At 28.3% G+C, this 26,971-nt stretch carries 28 protein-coding genes; 8 read left to right on the top strand and 20 right to left on the bottom strand.

Annotated elements, in window-relative coordinates:
* Positions 1–1,407 (top strand): type I glutamate--ammonia ligase, encoded by a 1,407-nt coding sequence (gene glnA / locus AC5SML_RS01770; protein WP_011281912.1) that lies wholly within the window; start codon positions 1–3, stop codon positions 1,405–1,407.
* Positions 1,408–1,413: 6 nt separating this feature from the next.
* Here the strand turns inward: glnA and AC5SML_RS01765 are convergent, their stop codons facing one another.
* From AC5SML_RS01765 to AC5SML_RS01725, 9 genes are read right to left on the bottom strand one after another with little or no spacing between them, the layout of a single operon-like run.
* Complete coding sequence (locus AC5SML_RS01765) at positions 1,414–1,584, bottom strand: hypothetical protein (RefSeq protein WP_006997167.1); 171 nt, start codon at positions 1,582–1,584, stop codon at positions 1,414–1,416.
* 58 nt (positions 1,585–1,642) lie between these two features.
* Positions 1,643–1,975, bottom strand: a complete 333-nt coding sequence (locus tag AC5SML_RS01760) for a HesB/IscA family protein (RefSeq protein ID WP_020169243.1) — start codon at positions 1,973–1,975, stop codon at positions 1,643–1,645.
* Positions 1,975–2,271, bottom strand: a complete 297-nt coding sequence (locus AC5SML_RS01755) for an iron-sulfur cluster assembly protein (RefSeq protein WP_494617416.1) — start codon at positions 2,269–2,271, stop codon at positions 1,975–1,977. The genes AC5SML_RS01760 and AC5SML_RS01755 overlap by 1 nt, the downstream gene beginning before the upstream one ends.
* A gap of 3 nt (positions 2,272–2,274) precedes the next feature.
* Complete coding sequence (gene sufU, locus AC5SML_RS01750) at positions 2,275–2,745, bottom strand: Fe-S cluster assembly sulfur transfer protein SufU (RefSeq protein WP_006997170.1); 471 nt, start codon at positions 2,743–2,745, stop codon at positions 2,275–2,277.
* On the bottom strand, positions 2,745–3,962 hold the full coding sequence (locus AC5SML_RS01745) for an aminotransferase class V-fold PLP-dependent enzyme (protein ID WP_494617414.1): 1,218 nt from the start codon (positions 3,960–3,962) through the stop codon (positions 2,745–2,747). Before AC5SML_RS01745 ends, sufU begins: the two co-directional genes overlap by 1 nt.
* Positions 3,959–5,203: a SufB/SufD family protein gene (locus AC5SML_RS01740; protein WP_494617412.1), complete on the bottom strand. Its 1,245-nt coding sequence runs from the start codon at positions 5,201–5,203 to the stop codon at positions 3,959–3,961. Before AC5SML_RS01740 ends, AC5SML_RS01745 begins: the two co-directional genes overlap by 4 nt.
* The gene (sufC, locus tag AC5SML_RS01735; RefSeq protein WP_011281907.1) at positions 5,204–5,938 is read right to left on the bottom strand and encodes a Fe-S cluster assembly ATPase SufC; all 735 of its coding nucleotides are present in this window, start codon (positions 5,936–5,938) and stop codon (positions 5,204–5,206) included.
* A complete protein-coding gene (sufB, locus tag AC5SML_RS01730) occupies positions 5,938–7,380 on the bottom strand; it encodes a Fe-S cluster assembly protein SufB (RefSeq protein ID WP_011281906.1) in 1,443 nt (480 codons plus the stop codon). Before sufB ends, sufC begins: the two co-directional genes overlap by 1 nt.
* A gap of 1 nt (position 7,381) precedes the next feature.
* A complete protein-coding gene (locus tag AC5SML_RS01725; RefSeq protein ID WP_006997175.1) occupies positions 7,382–7,807 on the bottom strand; it encodes an RrF2 family transcriptional regulator in 426 nt (141 codons plus the stop codon).
* 135 nt (positions 7,808–7,942) lie between these two features.
* On the opposite strand from AC5SML_RS01725, the gene AC5SML_RS01720 reads away from it, so the two are divergent.
* Positions 7,943–8,599, top strand: a complete 657-nt coding sequence (locus AC5SML_RS01720; protein ID WP_011281905.1) for an alpha/beta hydrolase — start codon at positions 7,943–7,945, stop codon at positions 8,597–8,599.
* A gap of 2 nt (positions 8,600–8,601) precedes the next feature.
* Here AC5SML_RS01720 and AC5SML_RS01715 read toward each other — a convergent pair whose 3' ends face one another.
* Positions 8,602–9,729: an anhydro-N-acetylmuramic acid kinase gene (locus AC5SML_RS01715; protein WP_271564105.1), complete on the bottom strand. Its 1,128-nt coding sequence runs from the start codon at positions 9,727–9,729 to the stop codon at positions 8,602–8,604.
* 44 nt (positions 9,730–9,773) lie between these two features.
* Here AC5SML_RS01715 and tyrS point away from each other — a divergent pair, with 44 nt between their 5' ends.
* Positions 9,774–11,003: a tyrosine--tRNA ligase gene (tyrS, locus tag AC5SML_RS01710; RefSeq protein ID WP_271564104.1), complete on the top strand. Its 1,230-nt coding sequence runs from the start codon at positions 9,774–9,776 to the stop codon at positions 11,001–11,003.
* Here tyrS and AC5SML_RS01705 read toward each other — a convergent pair.
* The 3 genes from AC5SML_RS01705 to AC5SML_RS01695 are packed head-to-tail and all read right to left on the bottom strand — an operon-like array spanning position 11,000 to position 16,620.
* Positions 11,000–13,192 carry an AsmA family protein gene (locus AC5SML_RS01705; RefSeq protein ID WP_494617411.1) on the bottom strand — a complete coding sequence of 731 codons (2,193 nt, stop codon included), beginning with the start codon at positions 13,190–13,192 and terminating at the stop codon, positions 11,000–11,002. The two genes, tyrS and AC5SML_RS01705, sit on opposite strands and share 4 nt — an antisense overlap.
* Positions 13,192–14,241 carry a peptide chain release factor 2 gene (gene prfB, locus AC5SML_RS01700; protein WP_080502256.1) on the bottom strand — a complete coding sequence of 350 codons (1,050 nt, stop codon included), beginning with the start codon at positions 14,239–14,241 and terminating at the stop codon, positions 13,192–13,194. Before prfB ends, AC5SML_RS01705 begins: the two co-directional genes overlap by 1 nt.
* A gap of 45 nt (positions 14,242–14,286) precedes the next feature.
* On the bottom strand, positions 14,287–16,620 hold the full coding sequence (locus AC5SML_RS01695) for a penicillin-binding protein 1A (RefSeq protein WP_494617409.1): 2,334 nt from the start codon (positions 16,618–16,620) through the stop codon (positions 14,287–14,289).
* Positions 16,621–16,722: 102 nt separating this feature from the next.
* Between AC5SML_RS01695 and AC5SML_RS01690 the strand changes: the two genes are divergently transcribed.
* Positions 16,723–18,579: an Rne/Rng family ribonuclease gene (locus AC5SML_RS01690; RefSeq protein ID WP_494617408.1), complete on the top strand. Its 1,857-nt coding sequence runs from the start codon at positions 16,723–16,725 to the stop codon at positions 18,577–18,579.
* On the opposite strand, the gene AC5SML_RS01685 is transcribed toward AC5SML_RS01690, so the two are convergent.
* Together AC5SML_RS01685 and thiS are read right to left on the bottom strand one after the other, a co-directional pair.
* Positions 18,576–19,349, bottom strand: a complete 774-nt coding sequence (locus tag AC5SML_RS01685) for a thiazole synthase (protein ID WP_006997183.1) — start codon at positions 19,347–19,349, stop codon at positions 18,576–18,578. The genes AC5SML_RS01690 and AC5SML_RS01685 overlap by 4 nt on opposite strands.
* 2 nt (positions 19,350–19,351) lie before the next feature.
* A complete protein-coding gene (gene thiS, locus AC5SML_RS01680; RefSeq protein WP_011281898.1) occupies positions 19,352–19,570 on the bottom strand; it encodes a sulfur carrier protein ThiS in 219 nt (72 codons plus the stop codon).
* A 16-nt stretch (positions 19,571–19,586) separates the two neighbouring features.
* On the opposite strand from thiS, the gene aroQ reads away from it, so the two are divergent.
* Genes aroQ through accC form a run of 3 tightly spaced genes read left to right on the top strand, consistent with a single transcriptional unit; the run spans position 19,587 to position 21,785 of the window.
* Complete coding sequence (aroQ, locus tag AC5SML_RS01675) at positions 19,587–20,036, top strand: type II 3-dehydroquinate dehydratase (RefSeq protein WP_011281897.1); 450 nt, start codon at positions 19,587–19,589, stop codon at positions 20,034–20,036.
* The gene (locus tag AC5SML_RS01670) at positions 20,023–20,448 is read left to right on the top strand and encodes an acetyl-CoA carboxylase biotin carboxyl carrier protein (protein WP_011281896.1); all 426 of its coding nucleotides are present in this window, start codon (positions 20,023–20,025) and stop codon (positions 20,446–20,448) included. The genes aroQ and AC5SML_RS01670 overlap by 14 nt, the downstream gene beginning before the upstream one ends.
* Complete coding sequence (gene accC / locus AC5SML_RS01665) at positions 20,448–21,785, top strand: acetyl-CoA carboxylase biotin carboxylase subunit (protein ID WP_494617407.1); 1,338 nt, start codon at positions 20,448–20,450, stop codon at positions 21,783–21,785. The genes AC5SML_RS01670 and accC overlap by 1 nt, the downstream gene beginning before the upstream one ends.
* On the opposite strand, the gene AC5SML_RS01660 is transcribed toward accC, so the two are convergent.
* Both AC5SML_RS01660 and AC5SML_RS01655 read right to left on the bottom strand, forming a co-directional pair.
* Positions 21,782–22,189: a DUF2155 domain-containing protein gene (locus AC5SML_RS01660; RefSeq protein ID WP_494617405.1), complete on the bottom strand. Its 408-nt coding sequence runs from the start codon at positions 22,187–22,189 to the stop codon at positions 21,782–21,784. The genes accC and AC5SML_RS01660 overlap by 4 nt on opposite strands.
* Complete coding sequence (locus tag AC5SML_RS01655; RefSeq protein ID WP_006997189.1) at positions 22,149–22,508, bottom strand: NADH-ubiquinone oxidoreductase subunit NDUFA12 family protein; 360 nt, start codon at positions 22,506–22,508, stop codon at positions 22,149–22,151. The genes AC5SML_RS01660 and AC5SML_RS01655 overlap by 41 nt, the downstream gene beginning before the upstream one ends.
* A gap of 115 nt (positions 22,509–22,623) precedes the next feature.
* Between AC5SML_RS01655 and AC5SML_RS01650 the strand changes: the two genes are divergently transcribed.
* Positions 22,624–23,445 carry a TSCPD domain-containing protein gene (locus AC5SML_RS01650; protein WP_006997190.1) on the top strand — a complete coding sequence of 274 codons (822 nt, stop codon included), beginning with the start codon at positions 22,624–22,626 and terminating at the stop codon, positions 23,443–23,445.
* 2 nt (positions 23,446–23,447) lie between these two features.
* On the opposite strand, the gene aspS is transcribed toward AC5SML_RS01650, so the two are convergent.
* The 3 genes from aspS to AC5SML_RS01635 are packed head-to-tail and all read right to left on the bottom strand — an operon-like array spanning position 23,448 to position 26,971.
* Positions 23,448–25,232 carry an aspartate--tRNA ligase gene (aspS, locus tag AC5SML_RS01645; RefSeq protein WP_494617404.1) on the bottom strand — a complete coding sequence of 595 codons (1,785 nt, stop codon included), beginning with the start codon at positions 25,230–25,232 and terminating at the stop codon, positions 23,448–23,450.
* The gene (locus AC5SML_RS01640; protein WP_494617403.1) at positions 25,233–25,895 is read right to left on the bottom strand and encodes a P-loop NTPase family protein; all 663 of its coding nucleotides are present in this window, start codon (positions 25,893–25,895) and stop codon (positions 25,233–25,235) included. It abuts the gene before it with no gap.
* Positions 25,892–26,971: a hypothetical protein gene (locus tag AC5SML_RS01635; RefSeq protein WP_494617401.1), complete on the bottom strand. Its 1,080-nt coding sequence runs from the start codon at positions 26,969–26,971 to the stop codon at positions 25,892–25,894. Before AC5SML_RS01635 ends, AC5SML_RS01640 begins: the two co-directional genes overlap by 4 nt.

Genomic DNA, 26,971 nt, shown 5'->3' with positions numbered 1-26,971 from the left:
ATGACTGCTGCCAATGTTCTAAAATTCATGAAGGAAAAAGAAGTTGAATTTGTTGATTTAAGATTTACTGACCCTCGAGGAAAACTTCAACATTTAACAATGGATCACACTATCGTTGATGAAGAAATGTTAAATGAAGGTGTATTTTTTGATGGTTCATCTATTGCTGGTTGGAAGGCAATTAACGAGTCTGACATGATTTTAATACCTGATACTTCTAGAATGATTATGGACCCTTTTACATCTCATAATACTCTAATCCTTTTTTGTGATATTTTAGATGCTGTTAAAAGATCTCCTTATGAGAGAGACCCAAGAGGAACAGCTAAAAAGGCAGAAGCATATTTAAAAAAATCTGGCATTGGTGATAAAGCTTTTTTTGGTCCTGAACCTGAATTTTTTGTTTTTGATGATGTTAGAATTAATAATGATCCAAACAACACTGGTTTTAAAATAGATAGTAAAGAAGGTCCTTATAATTCTGGAACAGAGTATGCAAATGGAAATATGGGTCATAGACCTCCAGTAAAAGGTGGTTACTTTCCAGTCCCTCCAGTTGATAGTGAACAAGATATGAGAGGTGAATACTTAAAAAGTTTAAAAGAGGTAGGTATTAAAGTTGAAAAACATCACCATGAAGTAGCACCAAGTCAACATGAACTTGGTATGTACTTTGGAACACTTGTTGATCAAGCTGATAATGTTCAATTATATAAATATGTAGTTCAAATGGTTACACATTCATTTGGAAAAACAGCAACTTTTATGCCAAAGCCGATTGCAGGAGATAACGGTTCAGGTATGCACATTCATCAATCAATTTGGAAAGACGACAAACCAGTTTTTTCTGGTGATGCTTATGCAGGGTTATCTGAAACAGCACTTCACTATATTGGTGGAATTTTAAAACATGCAAAAGCAATTAATGCTTTTTCAAATGCTACAACAAATAGTTATAAAAGATTAATTCCAGGTTTTGAAGCCCCTGTTCTGCTTGCTTACTCTGCAAGAAATAGATCTGCTTCATGTCGTATACCAATTTCATTAAGTAAAAATGGTGCAAGATGTGAAATAAGATTTCCTGATGCTTCAGGAAATCCATATTTAACTTTTGCTGCTATGCTTATGGCTGGTTTAGACGGAATTAAAAATAAAATACATCCAGGCGAATCTTTTGATAAAGATCTTTATGAATTACCTCCCGAAGAAGTTAAAAACATTCCAACTGTTTGTGGATCATTAAGAGAAGCAATGGAAAGTTTAGATAAAGATAGAGAATTTTTAACTGAAGGTGGTGTATTTACTGATGATCAAATTGATGCTTACATTGCATTAAAATTTGAAGAGATACATAGATTTGAACACGCACCTCATCCTGTAGAGTTTGAGATGTATTACAGCAGCTAAAACTAATTACTGTCTAGTTGTTGCGATTGTATCTTTGTTAATTCCTTTTTTAACAACGTAATCCTGAGTGCCATTAGCACCAGTGTTTACTTCTTTTCTAAGAGTCTTGAAAAAAGTTCTTTCTTTCAGTGACTTTTCTAGAGATTTAACAAGATTTTTAAATTCAAATTTATTCATAACTATTTAATACCATAGATATGTGATATTTGCAATACTGATATGCGTTTAGGTAATGTTATACTTTAAATGACTCGCCACAACCACAACGTTCAGATTCATTGGGGTTATTGAATACGAATGATGATGAAAATTCTTCTTTTTTATAGTCCATTTCAGTGCCTAATAAGTACATAACAGCTGCAGCATCAACAAAAACCTTAACACCCTTATCTTCAATTATTTCATCTGAAGGATTTATTTCTTTTGCATATTCCATTACATAAGACATGCCAGCACAACCACCAGATTTAACTGCAACTCTAACACCAATTGAATTCGACTCAACTCCAGACATAATTTCTTTAATACGACTTGCAGCATTATCACTTAATTTAATGATAGGGTTCATTATAGATTTAACTCCAATTTAGCAGCTTCAGACATCATTGATTTTTCCCAAGGTGGTTCAAAAACTAAATCTAGATCAACCTCTTCAATGCCTTCTACTTGAATTGCACTATCCTTAACTTCCTGAGGTAAACTTTCTGCAACAGGACAATTTGGTGTAGTCAAGGTCATTATAATTTTAGCTTTAGACTCGTTTACTTTAACATCATAAATTAAACCTAATTCATAAATATTGACCGGTATCTCTGGGTCATAAATTTTTCTAATTTCAGCTATTACTTGTTCTCTTAAATCCATAATTTAATCTAATTTTTCAGTATTAATTTCTTCTTGAGTATTGTCAATTGCAGAAATTAAAGTATGCCATGATAAAGTCGCACATTTTACTCTCATTGGATATTGTTTTACTCCAGACAAGCACATTAATTTAGTTTTTTCATCTTCTTCTAGGTTTTTTGATTTTAATTCAGGATTCTCCTTAATCATACCTAAGAAGTCATTTACAATTTCTTTAACTTCTACTTCTTCTTTGCCTTTAATTAAATCAGTCATAATTGATGCTGAGGCCATTGAAATTGCACAGCCACTACCTTCAAATGAAATATCTTCTACTTTTTTATTTTCATCAAGTTTTAAAAATATATGTACATTATCACCACATAATGGATTCTTACCCATTGCATCTTTATTAAAATTTTCAGTTTTTCTTAAGTTGCGTGGATTTTTACCATGCTCTAAAATTATTTCTTGATAAAGTTCTTTTATATTCATTAGAGATTAAAAATTTTCTTACAGTTATTGATAGAATTATTAAGTTGATCTAAATCATCTTTTGTATTGTAAACACCTAATGAAGCACGTGCACTTGCAGGTATTCCTAATTTGTCATGTAGGATTTGACAACAATGATGACCTGCTCTAATAGCAACACCATCTTCATCCAATATTGTAGCTATGTCATGTGGATGAACACCTTCTATAGTAAAAGACAAAACTGCTGACCTATGTTTTGGGTTACCAATTAATTTAACTGAATTATTTTTTCTTAAAATTTCTTGACCATACTGGATTAATTCTTGCTCATGTTTAATCATGTTTTCAATTCCGATTTTTTCTAAAAATTTTATAGATTGATCAAATGCTATAACTTGTGCTGTAGCCATTGTTCCAGCTTCATATTTATTAGGTAAATCTCCATATGAAATGCTATCTTTTTTTACATCTTGAATCATTCCACCACCACCTTGATAGGGTGGTAATTCCTCTAGCCACTTTTTCTTTGCATATAAAACACCAAGACCAGTTGGCCCGTACATTTTATGGCAAGAAATAGCATAAAAATCACAGTCTATGTCTTGCATATCAAGTTTTAAATGAGGAGCACCTTGGCATCCATCTACTAAAACCGCAATACCTTTTGAATGAGCAAGTTCTGTTATTTCTTTAACTGGTAAAACTGATCCCGTTACATTTGATAAGTGTGTAATAGCAATTAATTTTGTTTTTGATGTAATTTTTTTTTCAATGCTTTCTAAAGTAATCTCTCCATCATCATTAATTTCTGCAAACTCAATCTTTATACCTTTAGATTGTCTTAAAAAATGCCAGGGCACGTAATTAGAATGATGTTCAAGTTCTGTTATAAGTATTTCATCCCCTTCATTTAAAAATTTTTGACCATAGGTATTAGCTACAAGATTAATTGCCTCAGTCGCACCTTTAGTGAATACAATTTCATTTTTATCTTTAGCATTAATATATTTTTGAACAGAAGATCTTGTATTTTCATAAAGATTAGTTGCAGCTACCGCTAAGTAATGAACGCTTCTACCTGTGTTTGAAAATTCATTTGTATAAAAATCATTAACTCTATCAATTACAGATTGTGGTTTTTGAGATGAGTTAGCACTATCAAGATATACAAGATCATTATTATGAACTTTATTATTAAATATTGGAAATTCTTTTTTAATATTTTCTATACTCACTCTACAACTCCCATCATCTCTTTGATTAAATTTTTGATTTCTAAATCAGTAATTTTTTCAACTGCATCCATTAGAAAACCATTAATCAATAATTCTTTTGATTGCTGATAACTTAGACCTCGAGACATTAGATAAAATATCGAGTCTTCGTCTAAGTTACCTGAAGTTGATCCATGCGAGCATTTTACATCATCGGCGTAAATTTCAAGTTCAGGTTTACCATCGAATTCTGTATTTTCATTTAAAAGTAAAGCTTTACTTAGTTGATACCCATTTGTTTTCTGTGCTTTTTGATCAACAAAAATTTTACCTTGATAAATACCTTTAGAATTGTCATTTAAAACTGTTTTGATTAATTGATAGCTTTTTGTATTTTCTGCTAAATGATTTATATTCGTTTTAATTTCATGATGTTGTGAGTTTTTTAAATTTATCACACCATTAATAAATGCTGAACTGTATTGATCATTTAAATTACAATTTACTTCATTTTTGATAAATTTAGATCCTGTCGAAAAAATAAAATTTTCAGAGATGCTATTTTTTTCAAGATTAATATTATTATAAAAATATTTAATATTAGAATTGGTTTTATGATCAATTTTGTAACTTTTAAGGATTGCATCTTGAGCAATATCAAAATTTTGATTTATATTAATGAAATTATTTTGAGACTGATCATCAAATATAGTAACTAATTTCAAGTTACTATTTTTTTCTAACGTAATATCTGTTCTTAAATTGAGTGCAGTTGAATTAACATCCTCAGTAGTAATATTGTATAAAACCAAAGGTTTATTTAATGAATAATTCTCTTTAACGATAATACCAATATGCGCACTAACAAGAGCATGGTTTAAAGATACTAATGGATTAATTCCATTCGAATTGTTGCTTAAATCTAAATCATTATTAATTAAAACTTTAGTGTCATCCTCATACTTGATGTCTACTTTTGAAATAACTCCATTAATAAAAATAATCTTATTATGTTCAAACTTATTAATTAAAGATACTTGATCTTTAGGTTCGTAAGTTTTATCGTTATAAAAACTTAAATTTTTAATATTAGATGATATTATTTGATTTAAATCTGAAAATTTCCAATCTTCAATTCTTTTATTTGGAAAGCCTTTATCAATAAAATTGATTAAATTTTTTTTTCTAAACTCAATATTGTTTTCAGAAAATTTTAAATTTTCTGTCATCTTATTGAAATCTGATTTTAGTTGTTCAATCATTTAACTAAGAGTTTCGTAACCTTTGCTTTCTAATTCCATTGCTAATTCTGAACCTCCAGATTTAACGATTTGACCATTAATTAGAACGTGAACAAAATCAGGTTTAATATAATCAAGTAATCTTTGATAGTGGGTAATAATTAAAAAAGAACTATCTTTACTTCTTAATGCATTCACACCCTCAGATACTATTTTTAAAGCATCAATATCAAGTCCAGAATCTGTTTCGTCTAAAATCGACAGCTTAGGATTAAGGATAGACATTTGAAGTATTTCATTTTTTTTCTTTTCTCCACCAGAAAATCCTACATTTAATTGTCTACTTAATATTTTTTCATCAAATTTTAATTCTCCGGCTTTTTGTTTAACTAATTTTAAGAATTCAATAGCATCTAATTCTTTTTCACCTTTAGCTTTTTTAATTGCATTTAAAGATGTTTTTAAGAATATATTGGTATTTACCCCTGGAATTTCTAATGGATATTGGAATGCTAAAAATATTCCTTTATGAGCTCTTTCTTCAATTTCTAATTCTAAAAGATTTTCATTAAAATACTTTACTTCACCAGTTACGGTGTATCCTTTTTTCCCTGAAAGAACATTTGATAGAGTGCTTTTTCCAGATCCATTAGGCCCCATAATTGCATGCACCTCTCCTGGTTTAATTTCTAAATTTAAACCTTTTAAAATTTCTTTATTATCAATATTCGCTTTAAGATCTTTAATTGTTAACATTAACCAACACTCCCTTCTAAACTGATTCCTACTAATTTTTGAGCTTCAACAGCAAATTCCATTGGTAATTGTTGCAGAACCTCTTTGCAAAAACCGTTAACAATTAAACTAACAGCCTCTTCTTGATTTAAACCTCTTTGATTGCAATAGAACAATTGTTCATCGCTAATTTTGGATGTTGTGGCTTCATGCTCAATATTTGAGCTAGAATTTTTATTCTTTATGTATGGAACAGTATGCGCTCCACACTTGTTACCCATCAAAAGAGAGTCACATTGAGTAAAATTCCTTGCATTATCAGCATTTTTTGAAATATCCACTAAGCCTCTATAAGTATTATCTGCAAATCCAGCTGAAATACCTTTTGATATTATTTTGCTTTTTGTATTTTTACCCAAATGAATCATTTTAGTACCTGTATCTGCTTTTTGATGATTATTTGTTATTGCTATTGAGTAAAATTCTCCTACAGAATTATCACCCATCAATATACAACTTGGATATTTCCATGTAATTGCTGAACCTGTTTCAACTTGTGTCCAAGATATTTTTGAATTTTTTCCTTTGCATAAACCTCTTTTAGTTACAAAATTATAAATTCCACCTTTTCCATCTTTGTCTCCTGGATACCAATTTTGTACTGTTGAATATTTTATTTCAGCATCATCTAGTGCAACTAATTCTACATTTGCTGCATGTAATTGATTTTCATCTCTCATTGGTGCTGTACATCCTTCTAAATAACTTACATAACTTCCTTTATCAGCAATGATCAAAGTTCTTTCAAATTGACCTGTTTCTGTAGCATTAATTCTAAAATAAGTTGAGAGTTCCATCGGGCATCTTACACCTTCAGGAATATATACAAATGACCCATCGGTAAATACTGCTGAATTAAGTGTTGCAAAATAATGATCTGATATTGGAATTACAGATCCTAAATATTTTTTTACTAATTCAGGATGATCTTGTATAGCTTCAGACATAGAACAAAAAATAATTCCTTTTTTATTTAACTCACCCTTAAAAGTGGTTGCAACAGAAACTGAATCAAATACAGCATCAACTGCTATTCCATTAAGTCTTGCTTGTTCTTGAAGAGGTATTCCAAGTTTATTATAAGTTTCTAATAATTTTGGATCTAACTCGTCTAAACTTTTTGGTTTGTCATCCATGCTTTTTGGTGCTGAATAATAATAAAGGTCTTGATAATCTATTTTCGGATATTTAGGTTTTTGCCAATTAGGTTCTTTTAATTGCTTTAATCTTTCAAAGGCTTTCAATCTCCAATCAAGCATCCATTGTGGTTCTTTTTTAATATTTGAAATAAACTTAATTACCTCTTCATTTAAACCCTTGGGTGCTCTAGTATTTTCAATATCAGTTGAAAATCCATATTTATAATCTTTTAATTTTTCTATTTCTTTTTCTCTTGCATCCATTTTAATTTCTACTTTCTGAAGAATTGCTTATAAGATCTTTTAAATTTTTTTGTTCGAAAAAATGATTGATATGAACTTCAAGTTCGTCCCATAAATTATGAGTGATGCATTTCGTAGTCTTACTATTGCATCCTTTTTTAGATTCCTTCTTGCATTGAACAGTTTTGACTTCTTCATCTACGGCACTAAGTATGTTTGCTAATTTAATTTCTTCTGGTTCTTTGTTTAAGATATAACCTCCATTAGTACCCCTAATACTTTTTACGATATTATATTTTTTTAACTTAGAAAAAATTTGTTCTAAAAAATCCAAAGAAATACCTTGTCTTAACGATATATCTCTTAAAGATACTGGATTAACACTATTGAACTTAGCAAGATCAGCTAAAGCCATTACTGCGTATCTACCTTTTGAAGTTAATTTCATATTATCCTTATTTAAGTGGGCTTTTTATACAAACCTGACTAAATTAGTCAAGTATACAATACATAAAAAAGATAACATATTGTCGCTTAGTTATGATATGTGTATTTTTTTTGAGAATAATAATCAATATCATTTATGGACAATAAAATAGTTGAAGTTTTTATACCTGGGCCTGCTGGAAGAATGGAGGCCAAGTATTACAAAAGTGAAAAAATTACATCACCAATAGCGTTAGTATTACAACCTCATCCTCAATATGGAGGAACAATGAATAATAAAGTTGTAGTTGATACATTTCATACTTTTATGGAAAATGGATTTTCTGTATGTAGAGTAAATTTTAGAGGTGTTGGAAAAAGTGATGGTGAGTTTGATAATGGTCAAGGTGAACTGGCTGATGCTGCTGCAGCACTAGATTGGTTAGAGCGTGAAAATTTTGATAACTCACAATGTTGGGTTTCAGGATTTTCTTTTGGGTCTTTAATTGCAATGCAATTGTTAATGAGAAGACCAGAAATAAATAGATTTATTGCAATTTCGCCACAACCAAATGTTTATGACTTTTCATTCTTATCTCCATGTCCTACTTCAGGTTTAATGATTTATGGAAAAAAGGATGAGTTAGTTCCCTTAGAACATATTACAGATCTAGATAAAAGATTGAGTGCCCAAAAAGGTATTAAAGTTGACTTTCAGGCTATAAATGATGCTAATCATTTTTTTACTAAAACAGAAGACGTATTAGTAAAATGTTTAGATAAATATATCAAAAAAGAATCTGCTTTATTTTAATCTTAATAGTTTTTAACTAAAACTCCACCTATTGACGGTTTTTTGACATTTGTAGTATTGGGGAATGAAATTACTTTTTTAAGTGCAGACCTAATTGCAAGATATGCAAAAGCTTGAGACTCGATGAAATCACCGTCAATTTTATAATCATCAATTATTTTTAAATAAATATTTTTTGGTAGTCTTTTTCTTATGCTCTCCATTAATGAAAGGTTTTTTCTTCCACCACCACAAACTATTATTAATAACTTTTTATTTTCTTCACTGTTGATTGATTTTAAAATTGATTGATAAATTATTATTGCTGTAAAATCTACTAATGTAGATAAGCCATCCTCATATGTGAGACCTTTTACAAAACTTAAATCAAAATCTTTTATATCAAATGAAAGTTTTTTTTGATTACTTATATTGTCAAAATTATCAATCGCTTGATTTAGAATAACTTCACTTGTTTTTCCTATATTTGATGCTTTTCCATTTTCATCATATTTCATTTGTGTGTGTCTTCTAACCCATTCATCTAAAAGACAATTACCAGGACCTACATCAAAACTTTTTAAATCTTCATTATTTTTTGAGATAACAAGAGTAATATTTGCGATACCTCCTATGTTTAAAACACAAGCAGGTTTTTCTATTTTATTCTGGTTTATAAGTAAGTTGTGAAAGATTGGAGCTAATGGAGCTCCTTGGCCGCCATTATGAATGTCATTTTCTCTAAAGTTATAAACTACATTTTTTTTTAAAAGACTTGATAGTAAATTGCCATCTCCTATTTGTTTTGATATTTTTTCCTGAGCATTGTGAAAAATTGTTTGACCGTGAAACCCAACTATATCTACATCCACTCCTGCATTCTTTATAATTTCTTTGCTAATTTTTGCATGAAATAAGGTAATTTTTCTCTCGAGCTCGTTAATTTGATAAGAATTATTTTGTAAATCTTTTATTGAATTTATCTTATCTCTTAGATTTAGTAAGTTTGAGTAAATTACTCCATCATACTCAAAATATTTATCAAATATAGGTTCATAGTTACTTTCACCATCTGATCTAATAATTGACGCATCAACCCCATCCATAGATGTGCCACTCATTAACCCTAAAGAAGTATAAAATTTTTCCATTCTTATTTTTAAAGTAAATATTGTATATTCTAGATAGCATATTTATGAATAAATTTTTAAAAGAATTTAAAGATCGTGGTTTCTTTTACCAGTGTACAGGTGAAGAAAATCTATCTCAATTATTAGATAAAGAAAAAATCAGAGCTTATATTGGTTTTGATTGTACAGCTGAAAGTCTTCACGTTGGTAGCTTACTTCAAATTATGTGTCTTAGATTGCTCCAAAAACATGGCCACCAACCAATTGTTTTATTAGGAGGGGGTACTACTAGAATAGGTGATCCATCCGGAAAAGATAAAACTAGGACAATTTTATCTGAAAAAGAAATAGAAAAAAATATAAATAATATTGAAAAAATTCTAAAAAATTTTTTAGATGATAAAGATCCAGAGACAAAACCTATATTTGTTAATAACTACACATGGCTTAAAAATTTAAATTATATTTCTTTTCTAAGAGATGTTGGAAAACATTTTACAATTAACAAAATGTTGAGTTTTGATAGTGTCAAAATTAGATTAGAGAGAGAGCAGTCATTAAGTTATATGGAATTTAACTATATGATTTTACAAGCATACGATTTTTTAGAATTGAACAAAAAAGAAAAATGTATGCTTCAAATTGGTGGCTCTGATCAATGGGGTAATATTGTTAATGGAGTTGATCTTATAAAAAGATATTCAAATAATCATGTTTACGGTTTAACGACACCTCTTATTACATTGGCATCAGGTGCAAAAATGGGTAAAACTGAATCTGGAGCTGTTTGGCTAGATAAAAAGTTTCTTTCGTCATATGACTACTGGCAATTTTGGAGAAATATTGATGATCGAGATGTCTTAAAGTTTTTAAAAATTTTTACAGATATTAATGTTGATGAAATTGAAAATATTAAAGATGACAATATTAATGAGTTAAAAATTTTACTTGCCAACAAAGCTACTTCTATGTTGCATGGAGAAGATGAGGCAAGAAAATGCCAAGAAACAGCCAAACAAACATTTTCTGAAAATTCATTAGGTGATAATCTACCAACCACTCAAATTAATAAAAAAATGTTAGATGATAATATAAGTATTCTAGATTTGGTAATTTTATCAAAATTAGAAAGTTCTAAAAGTGAAATTCGAAGATTAATTAAAGGGAATGGAATTAAAATAAATGGTCAGGCTATTTCTGATGAAAAGTTTTTAATTACTGAAGATTTATTTAAGAGTAGTTTAATTAAACTTTCACTTGGCAAGAAAAAACATATTAAAGTTGAGTTAATTTAGTTCTTTTTAATTTTTTCTAAGGTTCTTGTTATAAATCTAGGTGTTAGTGTTTTAATTGGATTAACTGTTGTTGATAAATTCTTTGGAGGTCCTTTTATTTTAAAACTTACACCAAAAACACCTTCACCTGTTTTTTCTCCTATTAGTATTTTACCCAGTAGTGGAATTGAAGCTATAGATCTATTTATAGTGGTTGCAGGAACCAATGTTCCTCTCAAGCTAACCAATTTCTTTGATTCAATATAACCATCCATTAATATAGAAATAGCAGGTCCAATAGCATACATTTCTTCAATATTAGTAAGACCTTTTTGACTTGAATATCTCATTTCAAAATCGGTAAATCTTATTCCCTCACCCGTTAAAAGATCTGCAATACCCTGAAGTGACGCTAGGCTTAAAAGCTTAGCAAAAACAGGTACCTCTTTAACTTTAAAGTTATCAATAATTAATACAGAATTAGAAACACCATCTTTTTTTATAGAATTAAAATTTAGATAACCTTCTTCAAATCCTTTAATAAAGTCATATCTTTTAATCAAAGGTTTCGGGTAGTTTGAAAAGAATTTTGTAATTGTTTCATTCTGGTTATTAGTTTCAATAGATAAGTTCATTTTTTTTTTGTTAGGAAAAGTAGATGCTAGATTTAATTTATCTAATTTATTATTTTTAAAAGTGAAGTATCCAGCTAAGTTTTTAGTATAATCGTTTTTATTTATATAAGCTGTGCCTATTTTAATATCAAATTTAGAATTAAAATTTTCAAAAATTGTAGTACTTTCATCATCACTCATACTATTGCTAATTAACTGTGTTGCATCAAAACTTTTACCATTTATGGAAAAATTAGATTTATTTTTTTTTAGCTCTAAATTGTTAAGAAGATCATTTTTATTTCGATAATTAAGTTTAATGTAACTTAAATCTTTAACTTTAAAATTTTTACTAAACATTAAATCTTTAATTAAAATTTGATTATTTTTTTCTGTTAAAGAGATATCTTTTAATATCAATTCTTTATTTTTTTTGTAAATACCTTTTAATAAAATTTCTGAACTGTTTCCTTTTTTCTTTTTATAATCTAAAAAATTTATTGTTAATGGATTATTTTTAATATTAAGGTTTGTATCAAATGTTATTTCTCCCGCATCTTTAATAACGTTGTAAGATAATTGTTCAGACTCGTCTCCAATATAGATATCTCCATCTCCCCTAATATCCAATATACCTTTTATTAATTTAATTTTAATTTTATGATCTTTAAATTTAATTTGCTCTGCATAATTAGGTAAAAAAGTTTTTAAATTAAGGGGATTTTTAACTATTTGAAAATTTTCTAAGTTCAAGTTGGTCTCTAGTTTTAAATCTTTTAATTTTAATTTTCTGTTAACATTAAAAGAAAAAATATTTATAGAATTAAAGTCAATTTTTTCTATCTCTATATTATTTAGTAAGTCTCCAAATATAGGTTTTAATTTGTTTATATCGAAATTTTGTTCTTCATTTGCCACCTCTCCATCAACAAAAAATATATCTTTCTTTTTTTCGATTTTGATTAAAGGCGATTTTAATTTTATACTATTAAGATTTGTTTCTATCTTTTTTAATGTTAGCTGATTGTTGCTTATATTAAATAAAAGGTTTAAATCATCAATTTCAACCTTATTAAAAATATTAAATTTTGCTTTTTTGACATTCCCAGTTATTTGATAGTTGTTTTTTATTTCTCCATCTAAATCAAATTTAAGATTTATATCTGTAGAAATTAATCCCTCTTTAGTAATACTATCTAAAACAAAAAGTTGTGGTGACCCTTCAACTGCTCTTGTTAATGAGATTAAATCTTTGATTTTAATTTCTTTTGTTGAAATTTTTAAATCATCAATAGAAAACTGATTACTTATAAAAGATTTTAATGAAATATTGCTAGTAATGTCTTTTAAATCTAGACTTTTATCTTCCAATAATATTTTAGGGTTTTTTGTTGAAATATTAATACTAAAATTCAGTGGGTTTAATAGATAATTAACCTCATTTAATGAAAGATTAATTTTTTTATTAATTTTTGAAACATTCTTTATAATTTCTTTATTAAACTTGTCAGTTTTTACTCCATAGATGCTCAAGTAAATAACAATTGCCGCAAGGGTTATTATTAATATTGCAAGAATTTTAACTATTCTTTTCATTATTTCACTTTATATAACGAACTTTCTAAAAAATCATCAATCTCACCGTCTAAGACTTTATCAGGATTTGAGCTTTCAAAGTTAGTTCTATTATCTTTTACCATTCTGTATGGGTGAAGTACATAAGATCTAATTTGATGACCCCAGCCAATTTCTGACTTGGAAGACTCTACTGTTTGGCTTTCTTGTTCTTTTTTTTTTAATTCAAAATCATATAGTCTTGCCTTAAGCATATTCATACAGGTATCTTTATTTTTATGTTGTGATCTTTCATTTTGACATTGAACTACTATTTTAGAAGGTAGATGGGTTATTCTTACCGCACTATCTGTAGTATTCACATGCTGCCCTCCTGCTCCACTTGATCGATAGGTGTCAATACGTAAATCTTTTTCATTAATTTCTATTTCAATATTTTCATCTACGACTGGATAAATCCAGATACTTGCAAAACTAGTGTGTCGTCTAGCTCCAGAATCAAAAGGAGATATTCTAACCAACCTATGAATTCCTGACTCAGCTTTTAACCATCCAAAAACATAATCACCCTCAATTTTAATAGTTGATGATTTTATGCCTGCTTCCTCTCCCTTATGTTCACTAATTAATTCTGATTTAAAATTCTTAATATCTGACCATTTTAAATACATTCTTCTTAACATTTCTGCCCAATCCTGGCTCTCTGTTCCACCAGCACCGGCATGAATTTCTATATAGCAATCTAAACTGTCAGTTTCATTTGACAAAAAACATTTAGTTTCATTTTTTTTAGCTAATTTTTTTAAATTTTTAATACTCTCAAGAACTTCGTTTATGACAGATTGATTTTTTTCTTCTAAAGCAAGTTCGTTCAATTCATCAAGATCAATTATTGATTTAGATGAATTTTCATATGAATTTATTAATTCTTCATATAATTTTTTTTCTTTAATAACTTTCTGAGAATTTGCTTTATCTTGCCAAAAATTAGCTTCTAATATTTTTTGGTTATTCTTTTCTAATTTTTTATGAATATCGTTTTTTTCAAAGGTACTCCTTAACTCTTTGATTGATTTTTTCTATTTCAGATTTGTAATTTAAATATTCGTTGTCCATTAGTAGAACCTTAATATATTATTATTTTTTAATCTATTATTAATATCTTTATTTGATAAATTTTCTACTTTCACTTCTTTATAAGCTTCAATAATTGTTCTTCTTGTACCAATTTCAGCTTTTTCTCCTGTAACAGGATCAATAACTTTCATTAAAATATTTTTTGCAACTTTAAACGGTCTTGCATCTTCTTTTTTTACAGCTTTTTTTACAAAACTTTTAAAAATTGGTAATGCTGTTTTTGCTCCTGTTTCATACCTTCCAAGTGATCTTGGATTATCTGAACCTACATAAACTCCTATTACTAATTTTGAAGTAAATCCTATAAACCATGTATCTGTATTTCCATTTGTTGTGCCTGTTTTTCCAGCCAAATCCAAATTTAAATCTTTTAAATTTTTTCCTGTCCCATTTTGAACAGTTCCCTCCAATATCGAGGTCATTTGATATGCTGTTTCTGGCGAAAATATTTGCTCAAAACTGTCCTTTATATTTGGATAATTGTTACTTAAGTGAGATATTTGATCACAATTTATACACTCTCTCATTTCATTATTAAAAATTGTAATCCCTTCACTGTCTTGAATTCTATCTATCATTATTGGTTTAACTAATTTTCCTCCATTAATAAATGAAGAGTATGCAGATGTTAGTTTCAATAAAGTCGTCTCTGCAGAGCCTAATGAAATTGATAAAAGCTCGCTGGGATTTTCATAAATACCAAGTTTTTTTGAAAAATTAACAATTTTTTTAACTCCAAGATCTTGTGCAATTCTGACAGTCATCAAGTTTCTAGATTTTTCTAACCCCATTCTAAGTGTTGATGGTCCATAAAATTTTTTACCGTAGTTTTCAGGTTTCCACATTTTTAAATCAGATCCTTGCTCTAAAACTAGTGGTGCATCTAGAATTAAAGTTGATGGTGTATATCCATTCTCAAGAGCTAAAGCATAAACAAAAGGTTTGAAAGCAGAACCTGGCTGCCTTAGTGCTTGTGTGGCTCTATTAAATTCACTTTTTTTAAAGCTAAATCCTCCGCTTAGAGCTAATACCCGTCCAGTAAAAGGGTCCATAACAACAATCCCTCCATTAACTTCTGGCAGTTGCCTTAAGGCAAATATATTTTTATTTATGTTTTCAGTATAAATAACATCCCCAATTTTCAATATTTCTTTAAAATCTTTTTTTATCCACGAGATGTTTTCGTACTTAATAATTCCTTTTTTTTCATATTCCGTTTCAATTTCTATTGAAAATTTATCTATCTTTTTAACTATTGCTAAATCCCAATTAATTGATCTTTCTAATCTAAATTTATCTAAATCTTTATTCCATTTTTCTAAATTTTTAACATTAGTCAATGGACCACGCCACCCTTTTCGTTTATCGTATTCAATAAGACCTTGTCTCAATGAGTCAGTTGCAATTTTTTGCAAGCTAATATTAATAGGTGTACTTATATTTAATCCTTGTTTGTAAACTTTATCAAATCCTAATTTTTCAACCACATCTTTTCTAATATCTTCTACGTAGTAACTCGTATCTTCTGTAAAAATTTTTTTTCTTTTTTTTAATATTATTTTTTTTGACAAAAGTTCTTTTTGATTTTGTTTGCTTATATAATTATTTTCAAACAAATTGTTTATAACGAGATCTCTTCTAAATTTTGCGAGTTCTATATTTTTATACGGGTTATATCTACTTGGAGCCTTTGGCAGAGCTGCTAATAAAGCTGCTTCTTCATAATTCAATTCACTAATTGATTTGTCAAAATATTCTAAGCTAGCAGATGCAACGCCATAAGTACCTTCACCCAGATATATTTGATTTAAGTATAGTTCTAATATTCTTTCTTTTGAAAGAGCTCTTTCTATTCTAAAGGCAAGAATTGCCTCTTTAATTTTTCTATTTAAACTTACTTCGTTTGTTAATAAAAAATTTTTTGCCACTTGTTGAGTTATTGTTGATGCACCCTCCAATCTTCTTGATGCAACTACATTGGAAATGTTATTAATTATTGCTCTTAACACTCCTTTGGCATCTACTCCTGGATGTGAATAGAAATTTTTATCTTCTGCAGATAAGAAAGCATTAATCACTTTTTCTGATATTGATTTGTAGGGTACAAATATTCGTTTTTCTGATGAAAAATCATTCACCAACTCACCATCCCCTGAGTAAACTTTACTAGAAACTGATGGTTTATAATTTTTGAGGAATTTATAATCTGGTAAATTGTTAGAAAAAGCCCACAAAACAGCTAATACAGAAAATGCAGATAACAAACCAACACTTAAAACTACTATAAATATATTTTTAATTATTCGATGCATTTTAGTTTAATATATATAAGAATTTGTTAAAGTTAAGGCATCAGAATTCAAACAAAATTTAAAATTATTTAAATATAAAATGAAACAATTAATCAAAAATATATGGAAAAAAATTTATACATTGATGCTTCGCATCCAAATGAAACAAGAGTTGTACTTAAGTCTGGTGAAAACATTGAAGACTACGAGTACGAAGGCTTAAAAAACAATTTAATAAAAAATAATATCTACCTTGGCAAGGTAAGCCGAGTAGAGCCATCTTTACAAGCTGCATTTATTGATTTTGGAAGAGATAGACACGGTTTTCTATCCTTTAACGATATTCAATCTGACTATTATCAAATACCTCAGAGTGATTTAGCAAAAATAAAAGAAGAAGAAGAAAAAGCCAGAGAAGAACTATTAAAAAAAAGTGAGCTAGAAGAACAAAAGAATATTAACGAGGGTAATCTTGATATTAATGATCCAGTTGAAGTAAAACTTGAGTCTGAATTTGAAACAAATGATCAGATAACAGAAGGGAGTGATACTCCAATTACAGATACCACTCAAGTAGATGAAGATAAAGAACAACCTTCGCCTGTATTACATGGTAGAAAACCTGAAACAAGATTTAGATCTAAAAGGTATAAGATTCAAGAAGTTATAAAACCTAACCAAGTAATTTTAATACAAGTTTTAAAAGATGAAAGAGGACAAAAAGGTGCTGCGTTGAGTACTTTTATTTCTATAGCAGGTAAATATATTGTACTAATGCCCAATACACCAAAAGGTGGTGGCATATCTCGTAAAATATTTAACCCAGGAGAAAGAAAAAAAATTAGAACTATTTTAAACGATATAGTTATTCCAAAAGAAATGGGGCTTATTGTAAGAACTGCAGGATCAAACAAAACAAAAAATGATATTGATCATGATCTTCAAACTTTGATTAAAACTTGGAATGAGATTAAAGAAAATGCATTAAACTCTATAGCTCCATCATTAATCCATCAAGAAAGTGATATTATAAAAAGAACTTTGAGAGATATGTATGATGAAAGCACAAATAGTATCGTCATTGAAGGTAATGAAGGTTACAAAAAAGCCCAAAACTTTATGAAGTTAATGATGCCCTCTCATGTAAAAAAAATAAAAAAATATAGAGAAAAAGTTCCTTTATTTTTTAAAGAGAACATTGAAGAAAAATTAAATCAAATTTATGACTCAGAAATAAAACTAAAATCAGGAGGTTACCTAGTTATAAATCCAACTGAAGCACTAGTTTCAATTGACATAAATTCAGGAAGCTCTATTAAACAAAAAAATGTAGAAAGTACTGCTTTAGACACTAATCTTGAGGCAGCAGAAGAGATATCTCGACAAATAAAAATAAGAGATCTGTCTGGTCTAATTATTATTGATTTTATTGATATGCTGAGTTTTGGAAATAGAAGGTTGGTTGAGAGAAAACTTAAAGAACAATGCAGAACTGATAGGGCAAGAATTCAAATTGGAAGAATTAGTACATTTGGACTTTTAGAAATGTCTAGACAAAGATTAAGGGAAAGTGCTGTAAAATGGAAAGTTACACTTACAGATGAGTCTTTTGCGATGAAGATTCTTAAATTAGTCGAGGTTAAAGCTGTTTTAACAAAAGCAAAATTTGTAGAACTTAAGATTTGCGAAAAGATATCGGACTTTATGAAAGAAAACTTTATTGAAGATTTAAAGTATTTTGAAGAAAAAAACTTAATTAAGATCGATATAATTGCAGATAACAATCTTATTATTCCTGAATACATAATTGATCTTCAAAACAAAACTAAAAAAACAATAGAAATAGTTCAACATATAGAAAAGTTAAAAAATCTAGAAGAGCAAAAAAAAGAAGTTAAATCTTTTGAAAGTTCTATTAAAAAAAAGCCTTATAAAAAACCTTTTTTTAAAAAGAAATTTTTTAAAAAACCAGTAGCCTAGATAATTCCAGTTTTTGGAGAAGATGCGCTACCATAAATAGATTTTTCTATACGACCTGCTAAATAAGATTGTCTTCCTGCAATTACTCCATTTTTAAATGCCAATGCCATTTGAAATGGTTTTTTAGCTTTAGCAATTGCAGTATTAGCCAATACTCCATCACAACCTAACTCCATGGCAATAGCTGCGTCTGACGCTTGTCCTAAGCCAGCATCAATTATCAAAGGAAGTTTTGTTTGGCTTCTTATTATTTTTATATTTGTTGTATTTTGAATTCCAAGTCCAGATCCTATAGGTGCTGCGAGAGGCATAATTGCACAAGCTCCTACATTCTCTAATCTTTTAGCCATTAAAGGATCATCATTACAGTAAACCATTACTCTAAATCCTTCTCTAGTTAAAACTTCTGTAGATTTTAATGTTTCAATCATATCAGGAAATAAATTTTTTTTATCTCCTAAGACCTCAAGTTTTACCAGTTTCCATCCACCAATTTCTCTTGCTAAACGTAATGTTCTAAGAGCCTCTTCAGAATTAAAGCAGCCAGCAGTGTTTGGTAAGTAAGTTATTTTTTTTGGATCAATGTAGTCCATCAATAAAGGTTTTTTTTTATCAGAAATGTTTACTCTTCTCACAGCAACAGTAACAATTTCTGCTCCAGATAATTTAATAGCTTTTGCACATTCTGCCATACTTTTATATTTTCCAGTTCCAACTATTAATCTGGAATTAAATTTTTTTTTATCAATTATTAATTTATCGTTAACCAATTTTATCCACCTCCAATAAAATGAACAATTTCTATTTTGTCATTATTTTTTAGTTTTATAGTTTTTAAATTATTTTTATCTATTATTTCTTGATTTAATTCAATTGCTACTTTTTTAAGAGGTATTTTTAGTTCTTTTAAAAAAATTAAGAGGCATAAATTTTCATTTATTGTTGAAAATTTACCATTTAATTTAATTTTTATTTTTTTTATTTTTTTCATAATGTATAAGAATTTGATGAGTAATAATATTATAATTATTAATGGTCCTAATCTTAATCTATTAGGTGAAAGAGAACAATCACAATATGGATCAATAACGTTTGATAAGTTAAAAGAAAATTGTTTAGATAAAGCTAAAGATTTAAATATTAATTTAGAATTTTCCCAGTCAAATATAGAAGGTGAAATAGTTACAACCATCCAAGAGGCTAAAAGTAAATTTGATGGTATAATTATTAATGCTGCAGGTTTTACGCATACATCTGTAGCTATCAGGGATGCTTTAGATATTTATAAAAAACCAATTATTGAACTTCACATATCAAATATATATAAAAGGGAAGAATTTAGACACAAATCTTTAATCAGCGATATTGCTACTGGTGGAATTTTTGGTTTAGGTGATAATGGTTATATTTTAGCCATAATTGCAATGCAAAACATGTTACAAAATGAAAATAGATAAAAACATTATTAAAGAATTAACTGACTACTTAAATGAATTCAATTTAACTGAAATTGAATACACTGATAAAGATACTAAGATAAAAGTATCAAAATCTAATCCAACTAGTTCAAATCAAACTGTAAGTGTTGCCGCTTCAACACCAGCCCTTGATACAGTTAAGTCGACTGTTGTGTCTGGAACTGAAGTTAAATCTCCTATTATTGGCACAGCTTATCTTGCGGCAGAACCTGGTGGTAAAAAGTTTGTAGAAGTTGGTAAAAAAATTAAAAAAGGTGAAACGGTTATGATAGTTGAGGCTATGAAAACTATGAACCATGTTCCATCAACAGCAGATGGAATTATAAAAGAAATCTGTGTAGAAGATGGGCAACCTGTTGAATACGGCCAAACTATTATCATCGTAGAGTAATGTTTAAAAAAATTCTAATTGCAAACCGAGGGGAAATTGCAGTCAGAGTTATAAGAGCTTGCAAAGAATGGGGTATAGCAACTGTCGCTGTTCATTCTGATGTTGATAAAGATAGTATGCATGTAAGACTGGCGGATGAAAGTGTATGCATTGGCTCACACCAACCTGCAAATAGTTATTTAAATATCCCAGCTTTGATGTCAGCAATAGAACTTACAAAAGCAGAAGCAGTTCACCCTGGATATGGTTTTTTATCTGAAAATGCAAATTTTGCTAAAGTACTAGAGGAAAATAATATTAAATTTATTGGTGCTTCTTCAAAACTCATAGAGATGATGGGAGATAAAATTCAAGCAAAAAAAATTGCAAAAGAACATGGTCTACCTGTTATTGAAGGTTCTGAAGGCGGAATAACAGACGTAAAGACAGCCAAAGAACTTTGTAAAAAAATAGGCTTTCCAGTTCTAATTAAAGCATCCGCCGGTGGTGGGGGCAAGGGAATGAAAATCGTTCGTAAAGAAGAAGAATTTGAAACATTATTTTCAACAGCAAAGTCTGAAGCACAAAAATATTTTGGCAATGATGAAATTTATATTGAGAAATTTTTCCAAAATCCAAGACATATTGAAGTTCAGGTATTATCTGGAACAAATAGAACAGTACATTTACATGAAAGAGACTGCTCAGTTCAAAGAAGACATCAAAAATTAATAGAAGAAACTCCTAGTCCAGTTTTAACTGATCAGATCAGAAAAGATCTTTTTGAAAGAACTGTAAATATGGTTAGTAAAATTGGTTATGAGGGGGCTGGAACTGTTGAATTTATATATGAAGATGGAAAATTTTATTTTCTAGAAATGAATACCCGAGTTCAAGTGGAGCATCCTGTAACTGAAATGGTAACTGGTATTGATATTATTAAAGAGCAAATTTGGATAGCATATACTGGTGAAACAGCTTTAAAACAAAGTGACATTAATCCTAGAGGGCATGCAATAGAATGTAGAATTAATGCAGAGGATGCGAGTAAAAATTTTCAACCTTCTCCTGGAACTATAGGAATGTGTCACCAACCATCAGGTTTTAGAACAAGAGTAGATGGTGCAATTTTTCAAGGTTATAAAGTTACACCATTTTACGATAGTATGATTTGTAAAGTTATCACACATGGCAGAAATAGAACTGAAGCAATACAAAGAATGAATCGATCTTTAGATGAATTTGTCATTGAAGGAATAACAACAACAATACCTCTTCATAAAATTTTACTAAATCATAAAAAATTTATTGAGTCAGACTTTAATGTTAGCTGGCTAGATAATGAAAAAGTATTCTAATAACATCTTGTTAACCAAATATCATACACTGGGTGATCAAAAGGATTTACTGCAGGACTAGATGAAAAAGTCCACCCATTAAATATAAACACTTCGTTGTTATCATTTTTAATCGTGTCTTTAACTTGAATATAAGCTGTAATTTCTGGGTTGTCATCAAATTCAGAGTTTTTGCATTTGAGACTTTTTATTAATAAACTTTTAAATCTTAGCTCCTCTCCTGTCTTTAATTTTAAAAGATCGGTCTTTGAACTTACTTTATCTAAAATTTTTATTTCAACAAATTTTCCTTCGTTATTTTCATTAGCTACTAGGGGTGATGATAAGCTTGTTAAAAAAAAATAAATTAAAAGAAATAAGAAACTAACTTTTCCAGATTGTATATTTTTTTTTAATAGGATCATTATTTTTATTAGGATGATAGGCATTCTCAGTACCCGTTTGATTTGATTGATGCGGTTTTTGCCAATCATATTTTTTCAATTCATGATTGTTTTCAATTCTATTATTAGTGAAATGCATCCAAGAGTACCATTCATTAGGGATTTTTGATGCATCAATTTCATCATTATAAATCACCCATCGTTTTCCAGATTTACTTTCGTAATATTTGTTGCCACTAGAATCTTTTCCAGCAAGTTTTCCATAAAAAATAGTTTTTAATTTTGTACCTAGTGTTTCTTGGTTCCACCAAATGAAAATTTTTTTTAAAAGTGTCAACATATTATTTTATTAATTCTTCAATCCTAAATTGTATTATTTAAATTAGACTAAAGTAAGGATTTGTATATAAATTAATTATCTTACGATTCAAAATAAAAAATTAATTAAAGGAAAAATGGCAAAATATTTAGTAGAAACTTATTATACTTGTAGCTTTAAAGTTAATCATTATCTAGATGATATTAATGAAACAGAGTTGGCAAATCTTGAAAAACGGGACGATGGAAAATTTGAAGTTTTAGACGTTAAACTTGATACAAGAAAAACAAAAAGTTTAGATGCAAATAATAAAGTAACCGAAACTAAAAAAATAGATATTATTACTGAACAAAGCAAACCTAAGGTCATTTCAAAAGAAAATAATACTAATTTTGTTAAAAAAATTAACGAGGGAGTCAGTAAAAGATTTAGTATGCCTGATAGAAGAAAAGGCTATATCCAAAAAGCGACAATTGGTGACCATAAAGTTTATCTCCACACTGGTGAATATGAAGATGGTAAAATTGGAGAAATTTTTATAGACACAAGTAAAGAGGGTGAACTGGTAAAAGCTTTGATGAACAATTTTGCAATAGCAATTTCACTTGGTCTTCAATATGGCGTTCCTTTAGATGAGTTCATCAGTGCTTATGTTGATACTAAATTTGAACCATCTGGAAAAGTACACGGTAATGACAGAATAATGAGTGCTTCTTCAATACTTGATTATATTTTTAGAGAATTAGCAATTTCATATCAAAATAGAGAAGATCTTGCTCACACTCCATCAATTGGTGGATCAGATAGATCTTTACCTGAGGAAGAAAATACTGAGGATCAAAATCAATTACTTAAAATTATAAAAGATGTTACTAGCAAAGGTTTTGTTAGAAATAACTACAAAAAAAATCTTGTTGATTTATCTGACGTTAAGATAAGCTTAAAAGGTAAAAAGTAATATTATTTTTTCAGTTTTAAAGCTAAACCAAGCTCTTTAAGTTGCTCTTCGTTAACGTTTGATGGAGCGTTCATCATTAAGTCTTGAGCATTTTGATTCATTGGGAACATTGTAACTTCTCTAATATTCTTTTCATTTGCTAATAGCATTACAATTCTATCGATACCAGGTGCTATACCACCATGAGGTGGGGCTCCATAACTTAAAGCATTGATCATTCCACTAAATTTTTCATCAACTTGTTCTTTTTGATATCCAGCAATCGAGAAAAGCTTATACATTAATTCTGGCACGTGATTTCTAATTGCACCTGAAGATAGCTCTATCCCATTGCAAACAATATCGTACTGGTAGGCTTTAATATTAAGAGGATTATCAAAATCAATATCTTTTAAGTCTCCTTGAGGCATTGAAAATGGATTGTGACTAAATTCAATTTTGTTAGTTACTTCATTTTTTTCAAACATTGGATAATCAACAACCCAACAAAATGCGAAAGTATTTTCATCAATTAATTTTAAATCTTTAGCAATTTTATCTCTAGCTAAAGAGGTTATTTTTTCAACATCATTTATTTTTCCACAAGCAAAAAATATACTATCCCCTATTTCAGCTCCAGTGATTTTCATAATTTCCTCTAGTGCTTCTTTAGAAAAAAATTTTCCCACCGGTCCTCTTGCTGAAATATTTTCTTCTTTTTCAATTGTAAAATAAGCAAGACCAGACGCCCCTTGTTCTTTTGCCCACTTATCAATATTATCAAAAAAACTCCTAGGTTTATCTTTTGTATTTTTTGTTACTATACATCTCACTTTAGAACCAGATTTTACAAGCTTTTTAAATATCTCAAACGTAACATCATCACGTGTAAAAATGTTTGATAAATCTGAAATTATTAATGGGTTTCTTAAATCTGGCTTATCTGATCCATACTTAAGCATAGATTCCTCATAAGGTATTCTTGGAAATTTTTCATACATCAATTTTTTTTCAGAAAATTTTTTAAAAACATTGACTATTAGTTTTTCAACAACTTGAAAGACATCTTCTTGTTCAACAAAAGACATTTCTAAATCAAGCTGATAAAATTCACCTGGACTTCTATCTGCCCTTGCATCTTCATCTCTAAAGCATGGAGCTATTTGAAAATATTTATCAAAACCAGAAACCATTATAAGTTGTTTAAATTGTTGTGGCGCTTGTGGCAGTGCATAAAATTTTCCAGGATTTAGTCTACTTGGTACTAAAAAATCTCTTGCACCTTCAGGGCTAGAGGATGTTAATATTGGTGTTTGGAATTCCAAAAACCCAAGTTTAGACATCTCGCTTCTAATAAAAGAGATAACTTTTGACCTTAAGATAATATTGTCATGAATTTTTTTTCTTCTTAGATCTAAGAATCTATACTTGAGTCTAATTTCTTCAGCATACTCTTGATCACTAAAAACTGGCATTGGTAACTCCTTGCAAGTACCCAACACTTCAAATGAATTTATATCAACTTCTATCTCTCCAGTTTGAAGATCGGTGTTAATAGTTTCTTTTGTTCTCTCTACAACCTTACCATTTATCTTAATTACGCTTTCTAATTGAATTTTTTCTAATGAATTAAAATTTTCGTTACTTTTATCTATAATACATTGAGTCATTCCATAATTGTCTCTTAAATCTATGAATAGTAAATTCCCATGATCTCTTTTTTTGTTTATCCAGCCTGATAAAACAACGTCTTTACCACTACTATCTATTGTTAACTCACTACATGTATGTGTTCTATATTTATTCACTTATTCCTCAAGAGCTTCATTAATAATTTTAAAATCGATAGATTTCTTTTTTTTTAAACTAATCTTGTCAATTTTATATATGAATTCAAATATTTTGCCATACGATCTCTCAATTCTTTTAATAATAAAGTTAATCAGCTTTTTATCTAAAGTAATTTGTCTGTCTGATAAATTTTTTAATATTAATGCAAACATTAGCTCATCGTCAGGGTTTTGAATATTTGCAAAAAGACAGTTCTTTGTTCTAGATCGAAGATCTTCAAGTTTAAAATTGATCTCAGATATTGGTTTCATTGATGTGACTATCAAAAACTTATTATCTTGATCTATTATATTAAAAAGTGAATAAATCAGGTTCTCATTTATATTTAAATTTAAATCCTCTAAAACAATATTTTGGTAAGGTTTAATGGATTTAATGTTTTCGTCATTTAATAAATTAATATCAATCCTAATGCCATTAAATTTTTTCAAAAAAATATTAACCAGGTGACTTTTTCCTGAAAATTTTTCACCATTAATATTTAAAAAATTTTTTTCCCACTTTGGCCATTTGTTAATCATTTCAAAAGCATAAAAATTACTCTTTCCAACATAAAAATCATCATCTTTAAAGTTTTGTTCATAATTAAAATCTAATAATAATTGATTTAAATTTTTCATTTTAATATCCACATATTATTCTTCATTTCTAATTCAAGGTTTTTTTCTTTCATGTCATTTAAAAATATATTAGGAGCGCCATTATAAGTAATTTTATATTGAATAATCTCACTATTAAAATTCAAAATACTAAAGTCAGAAACTAGATCTAAACTATAAAGCACCTGTTCCAACTCTATAATTTTTTTAGTTTTTTTGGAATTAATAGATATTGTTATAGGAAGTTTTATGGAAGTATTAATTTCATTATTTTTTTTCCATTGATCTTCATAAAGCTGTTTTAAATTTTCAACAATATTAGAAAAGTCATTATTATTTAAAATATCTAATTTGGGGTAGTTCTTATTTTGAATTTTCAAGCTGTTATTTAAATTAATTTTTGAAAGTGTTCTTATTCTGTTGCTTTCTTTATATATTATTAAAATTATATTATCTTTAATATCATATTTATTAATTAGATTTGAAAAATCATAAGTTTCAATATCTTTTGAGATTTTTTGCAACTCTATCAAATCTTCAATATCTTCACTTGGTAATAAATAATCTAACAAATCATAAGAGTTTTTTTGTTCATTCCATTTATCGTAAAAAATATTGTTATTAAAAAGATATATATTGTTATTTTTATTTTCTATAAGGATAGGAAATAATAGGACTTTATTTCTTTGGGGTATTGATGGAAAAATATTTTTATTTTCTAAAAATTTAAGAATTTTTTTTTTATTAAATATTGTTTCTAAATTTGCAAAATACTCATTATTTATAAATTTTTCATCACTAATTGTGAAAGAATCAATCATGCCCTTAATTTCTTTTATAGAAACATTTTTAATCTTTTTTCTATCACCAGAGGTTGTAATCATTGAAATCAAATCAAAAAAGGAAGTTTGAAATCCTTTGTCAATAACGTTATTTTTTTTAAAATTTAATTCAAATGGAGAGGATATTTCAATTTTAGATACCCTAAATGCATTTGCATTTGAATAAGTTGTGGAAAAAAATACTATTAATAGAGAGAATGAAATAAAATAAATATATACATTCAGTAATTTATAAAATTTATTAATTATTTGCAT

The sequence above is a fragment of the Candidatus Pelagibacter sp. PS_17 genome (assembly GCF_059417945.1).
This window is presented reverse-complemented; position numbering and strand designations above follow the sequence as displayed.

What these genes read in the sequence shown, in the direction of transcription:
- glnA (WP_011281912.1), top strand. Translation starts at nt 1, where the DNA reads ATGACTGCTGCCAATGTTCTAAAATTCATGAAGGAAAAAGAAGTTGAA.
- AC5SML_RS01765 (WP_006997167.1), bottom strand. Translation starts at nt 1,584, where the DNA reads ATGAATAAATTTGAATTTAAAAATCTTGTTAAATCTCTAGAAAAGTCA.
- AC5SML_RS01760 (WP_020169243.1), bottom strand. Translation starts at nt 1,975, where the DNA reads ATGAACCCTATCATTAAATTAAGTGATAATGCTGCAAGTCGTATTAAA.
- AC5SML_RS01755 (WP_494617416.1), bottom strand. Translation starts at nt 2,271, where the DNA reads ATGGATTTAAGAGAACAAGTAATAGCTGAAATTAGAAAAATTTATGAC.
- sufU (WP_006997170.1), bottom strand. Translation starts at nt 2,745, where the DNA reads ATGAATATAAAAGAACTTTATCAAGAAATAATTTTAGAGCATGGTAAA.
- AC5SML_RS01740 (WP_494617412.1), bottom strand. Translation starts at nt 5,203, where the DNA reads ATGATTGAACAACTAAAATCAGATTTCAATAAGATGACAGAAAATTTA.
- sufC (WP_011281907.1), bottom strand. Translation starts at nt 5,938, where the DNA reads ATGTTAACAATTAAAGATCTTAAAGCGAATATTGATAATAAAGAAATT.
- sufB (WP_011281906.1), bottom strand. Translation starts at nt 7,380, where the DNA reads ATGGATGCAAGAGAAAAAGAAATAGAAAAATTAAAAGATTATAAATAT.
- AC5SML_RS01725 (WP_006997175.1), bottom strand. Translation starts at nt 7,807, where the DNA reads ATGAAATTAACTTCAAAAGGTAGATACGCAGTAATGGCTTTAGCTGAT.
- AC5SML_RS01720 (WP_011281905.1), top strand. Translation starts at nt 7,943, where the DNA reads ATGGACAATAAAATAGTTGAAGTTTTTATACCTGGGCCTGCTGGAAGA.
- AC5SML_RS01715 (WP_271564105.1), bottom strand. Translation starts at nt 9,729, where the DNA reads ATGGAAAAATTTTATACTTCTTTAGGGTTAATGAGTGGCACATCTATG.
- tyrS (WP_271564104.1), top strand. Translation starts at nt 9,774, where the DNA reads ATGAATAAATTTTTAAAAGAATTTAAAGATCGTGGTTTCTTTTACCAG.
- AC5SML_RS01705 (WP_494617411.1), bottom strand. Translation starts at nt 13,192, where the DNA reads ATGAAAAGAATAGTTAAAATTCTTGCAATATTAATAATAACCCTTGCG.
- AC5SML_RS01695 (WP_494617409.1), bottom strand. Translation starts at nt 16,620, where the DNA reads ATGCATCGAATAATTAAAAATATATTTATAGTAGTTTTAAGTGTTGGT.
- AC5SML_RS01690 (WP_494617408.1), top strand. Translation starts at nt 16,723, where the DNA reads ATGGAAAAAAATTTATACATTGATGCTTCGCATCCAAATGAAACAAGA.
- thiS (WP_011281898.1), bottom strand. Translation starts at nt 19,570, where the DNA reads ATGAAAAAAATAAAAAAAATAAAAATTAAATTAAATGGTAAATTTTCA.
- aroQ (WP_011281897.1), top strand. Translation starts at nt 19,587, where the DNA reads ATGAGTAATAATATTATAATTATTAATGGTCCTAATCTTAATCTATTA.
- AC5SML_RS01670 (WP_011281896.1), top strand. Translation starts at nt 20,023, where the DNA reads ATGAAAATAGATAAAAACATTATTAAAGAATTAACTGACTACTTAAAT.
- accC (WP_494617407.1), top strand. Translation starts at nt 20,448, where the DNA reads ATGTTTAAAAAAATTCTAATTGCAAACCGAGGGGAAATTGCAGTCAGA.
- AC5SML_RS01660 (WP_494617405.1), bottom strand. Translation starts at nt 22,189, where the DNA reads ATGATCCTATTAAAAAAAAATATACAATCTGGAAAAGTTAGTTTCTTA.
- AC5SML_RS01655 (WP_006997189.1), bottom strand. Translation starts at nt 22,508, where the DNA reads ATGTTGACACTTTTAAAAAAAATTTTCATTTGGTGGAACCAAGAAACA.
- AC5SML_RS01650 (WP_006997190.1), top strand. Translation starts at nt 22,624, where the DNA reads ATGGCAAAATATTTAGTAGAAACTTATTATACTTGTAGCTTTAAAGTT.
- AC5SML_RS01640 (WP_494617403.1), bottom strand. Translation starts at nt 25,895, where the DNA reads ATGAAAAATTTAAATCAATTATTATTAGATTTTAATTATGAACAAAAC.
- AC5SML_RS01635 (WP_494617401.1), bottom strand. Translation starts at nt 26,971, where the DNA reads ATGCAAATAATTAATAAATTTTATAAATTACTGAATGTATATATTTAT.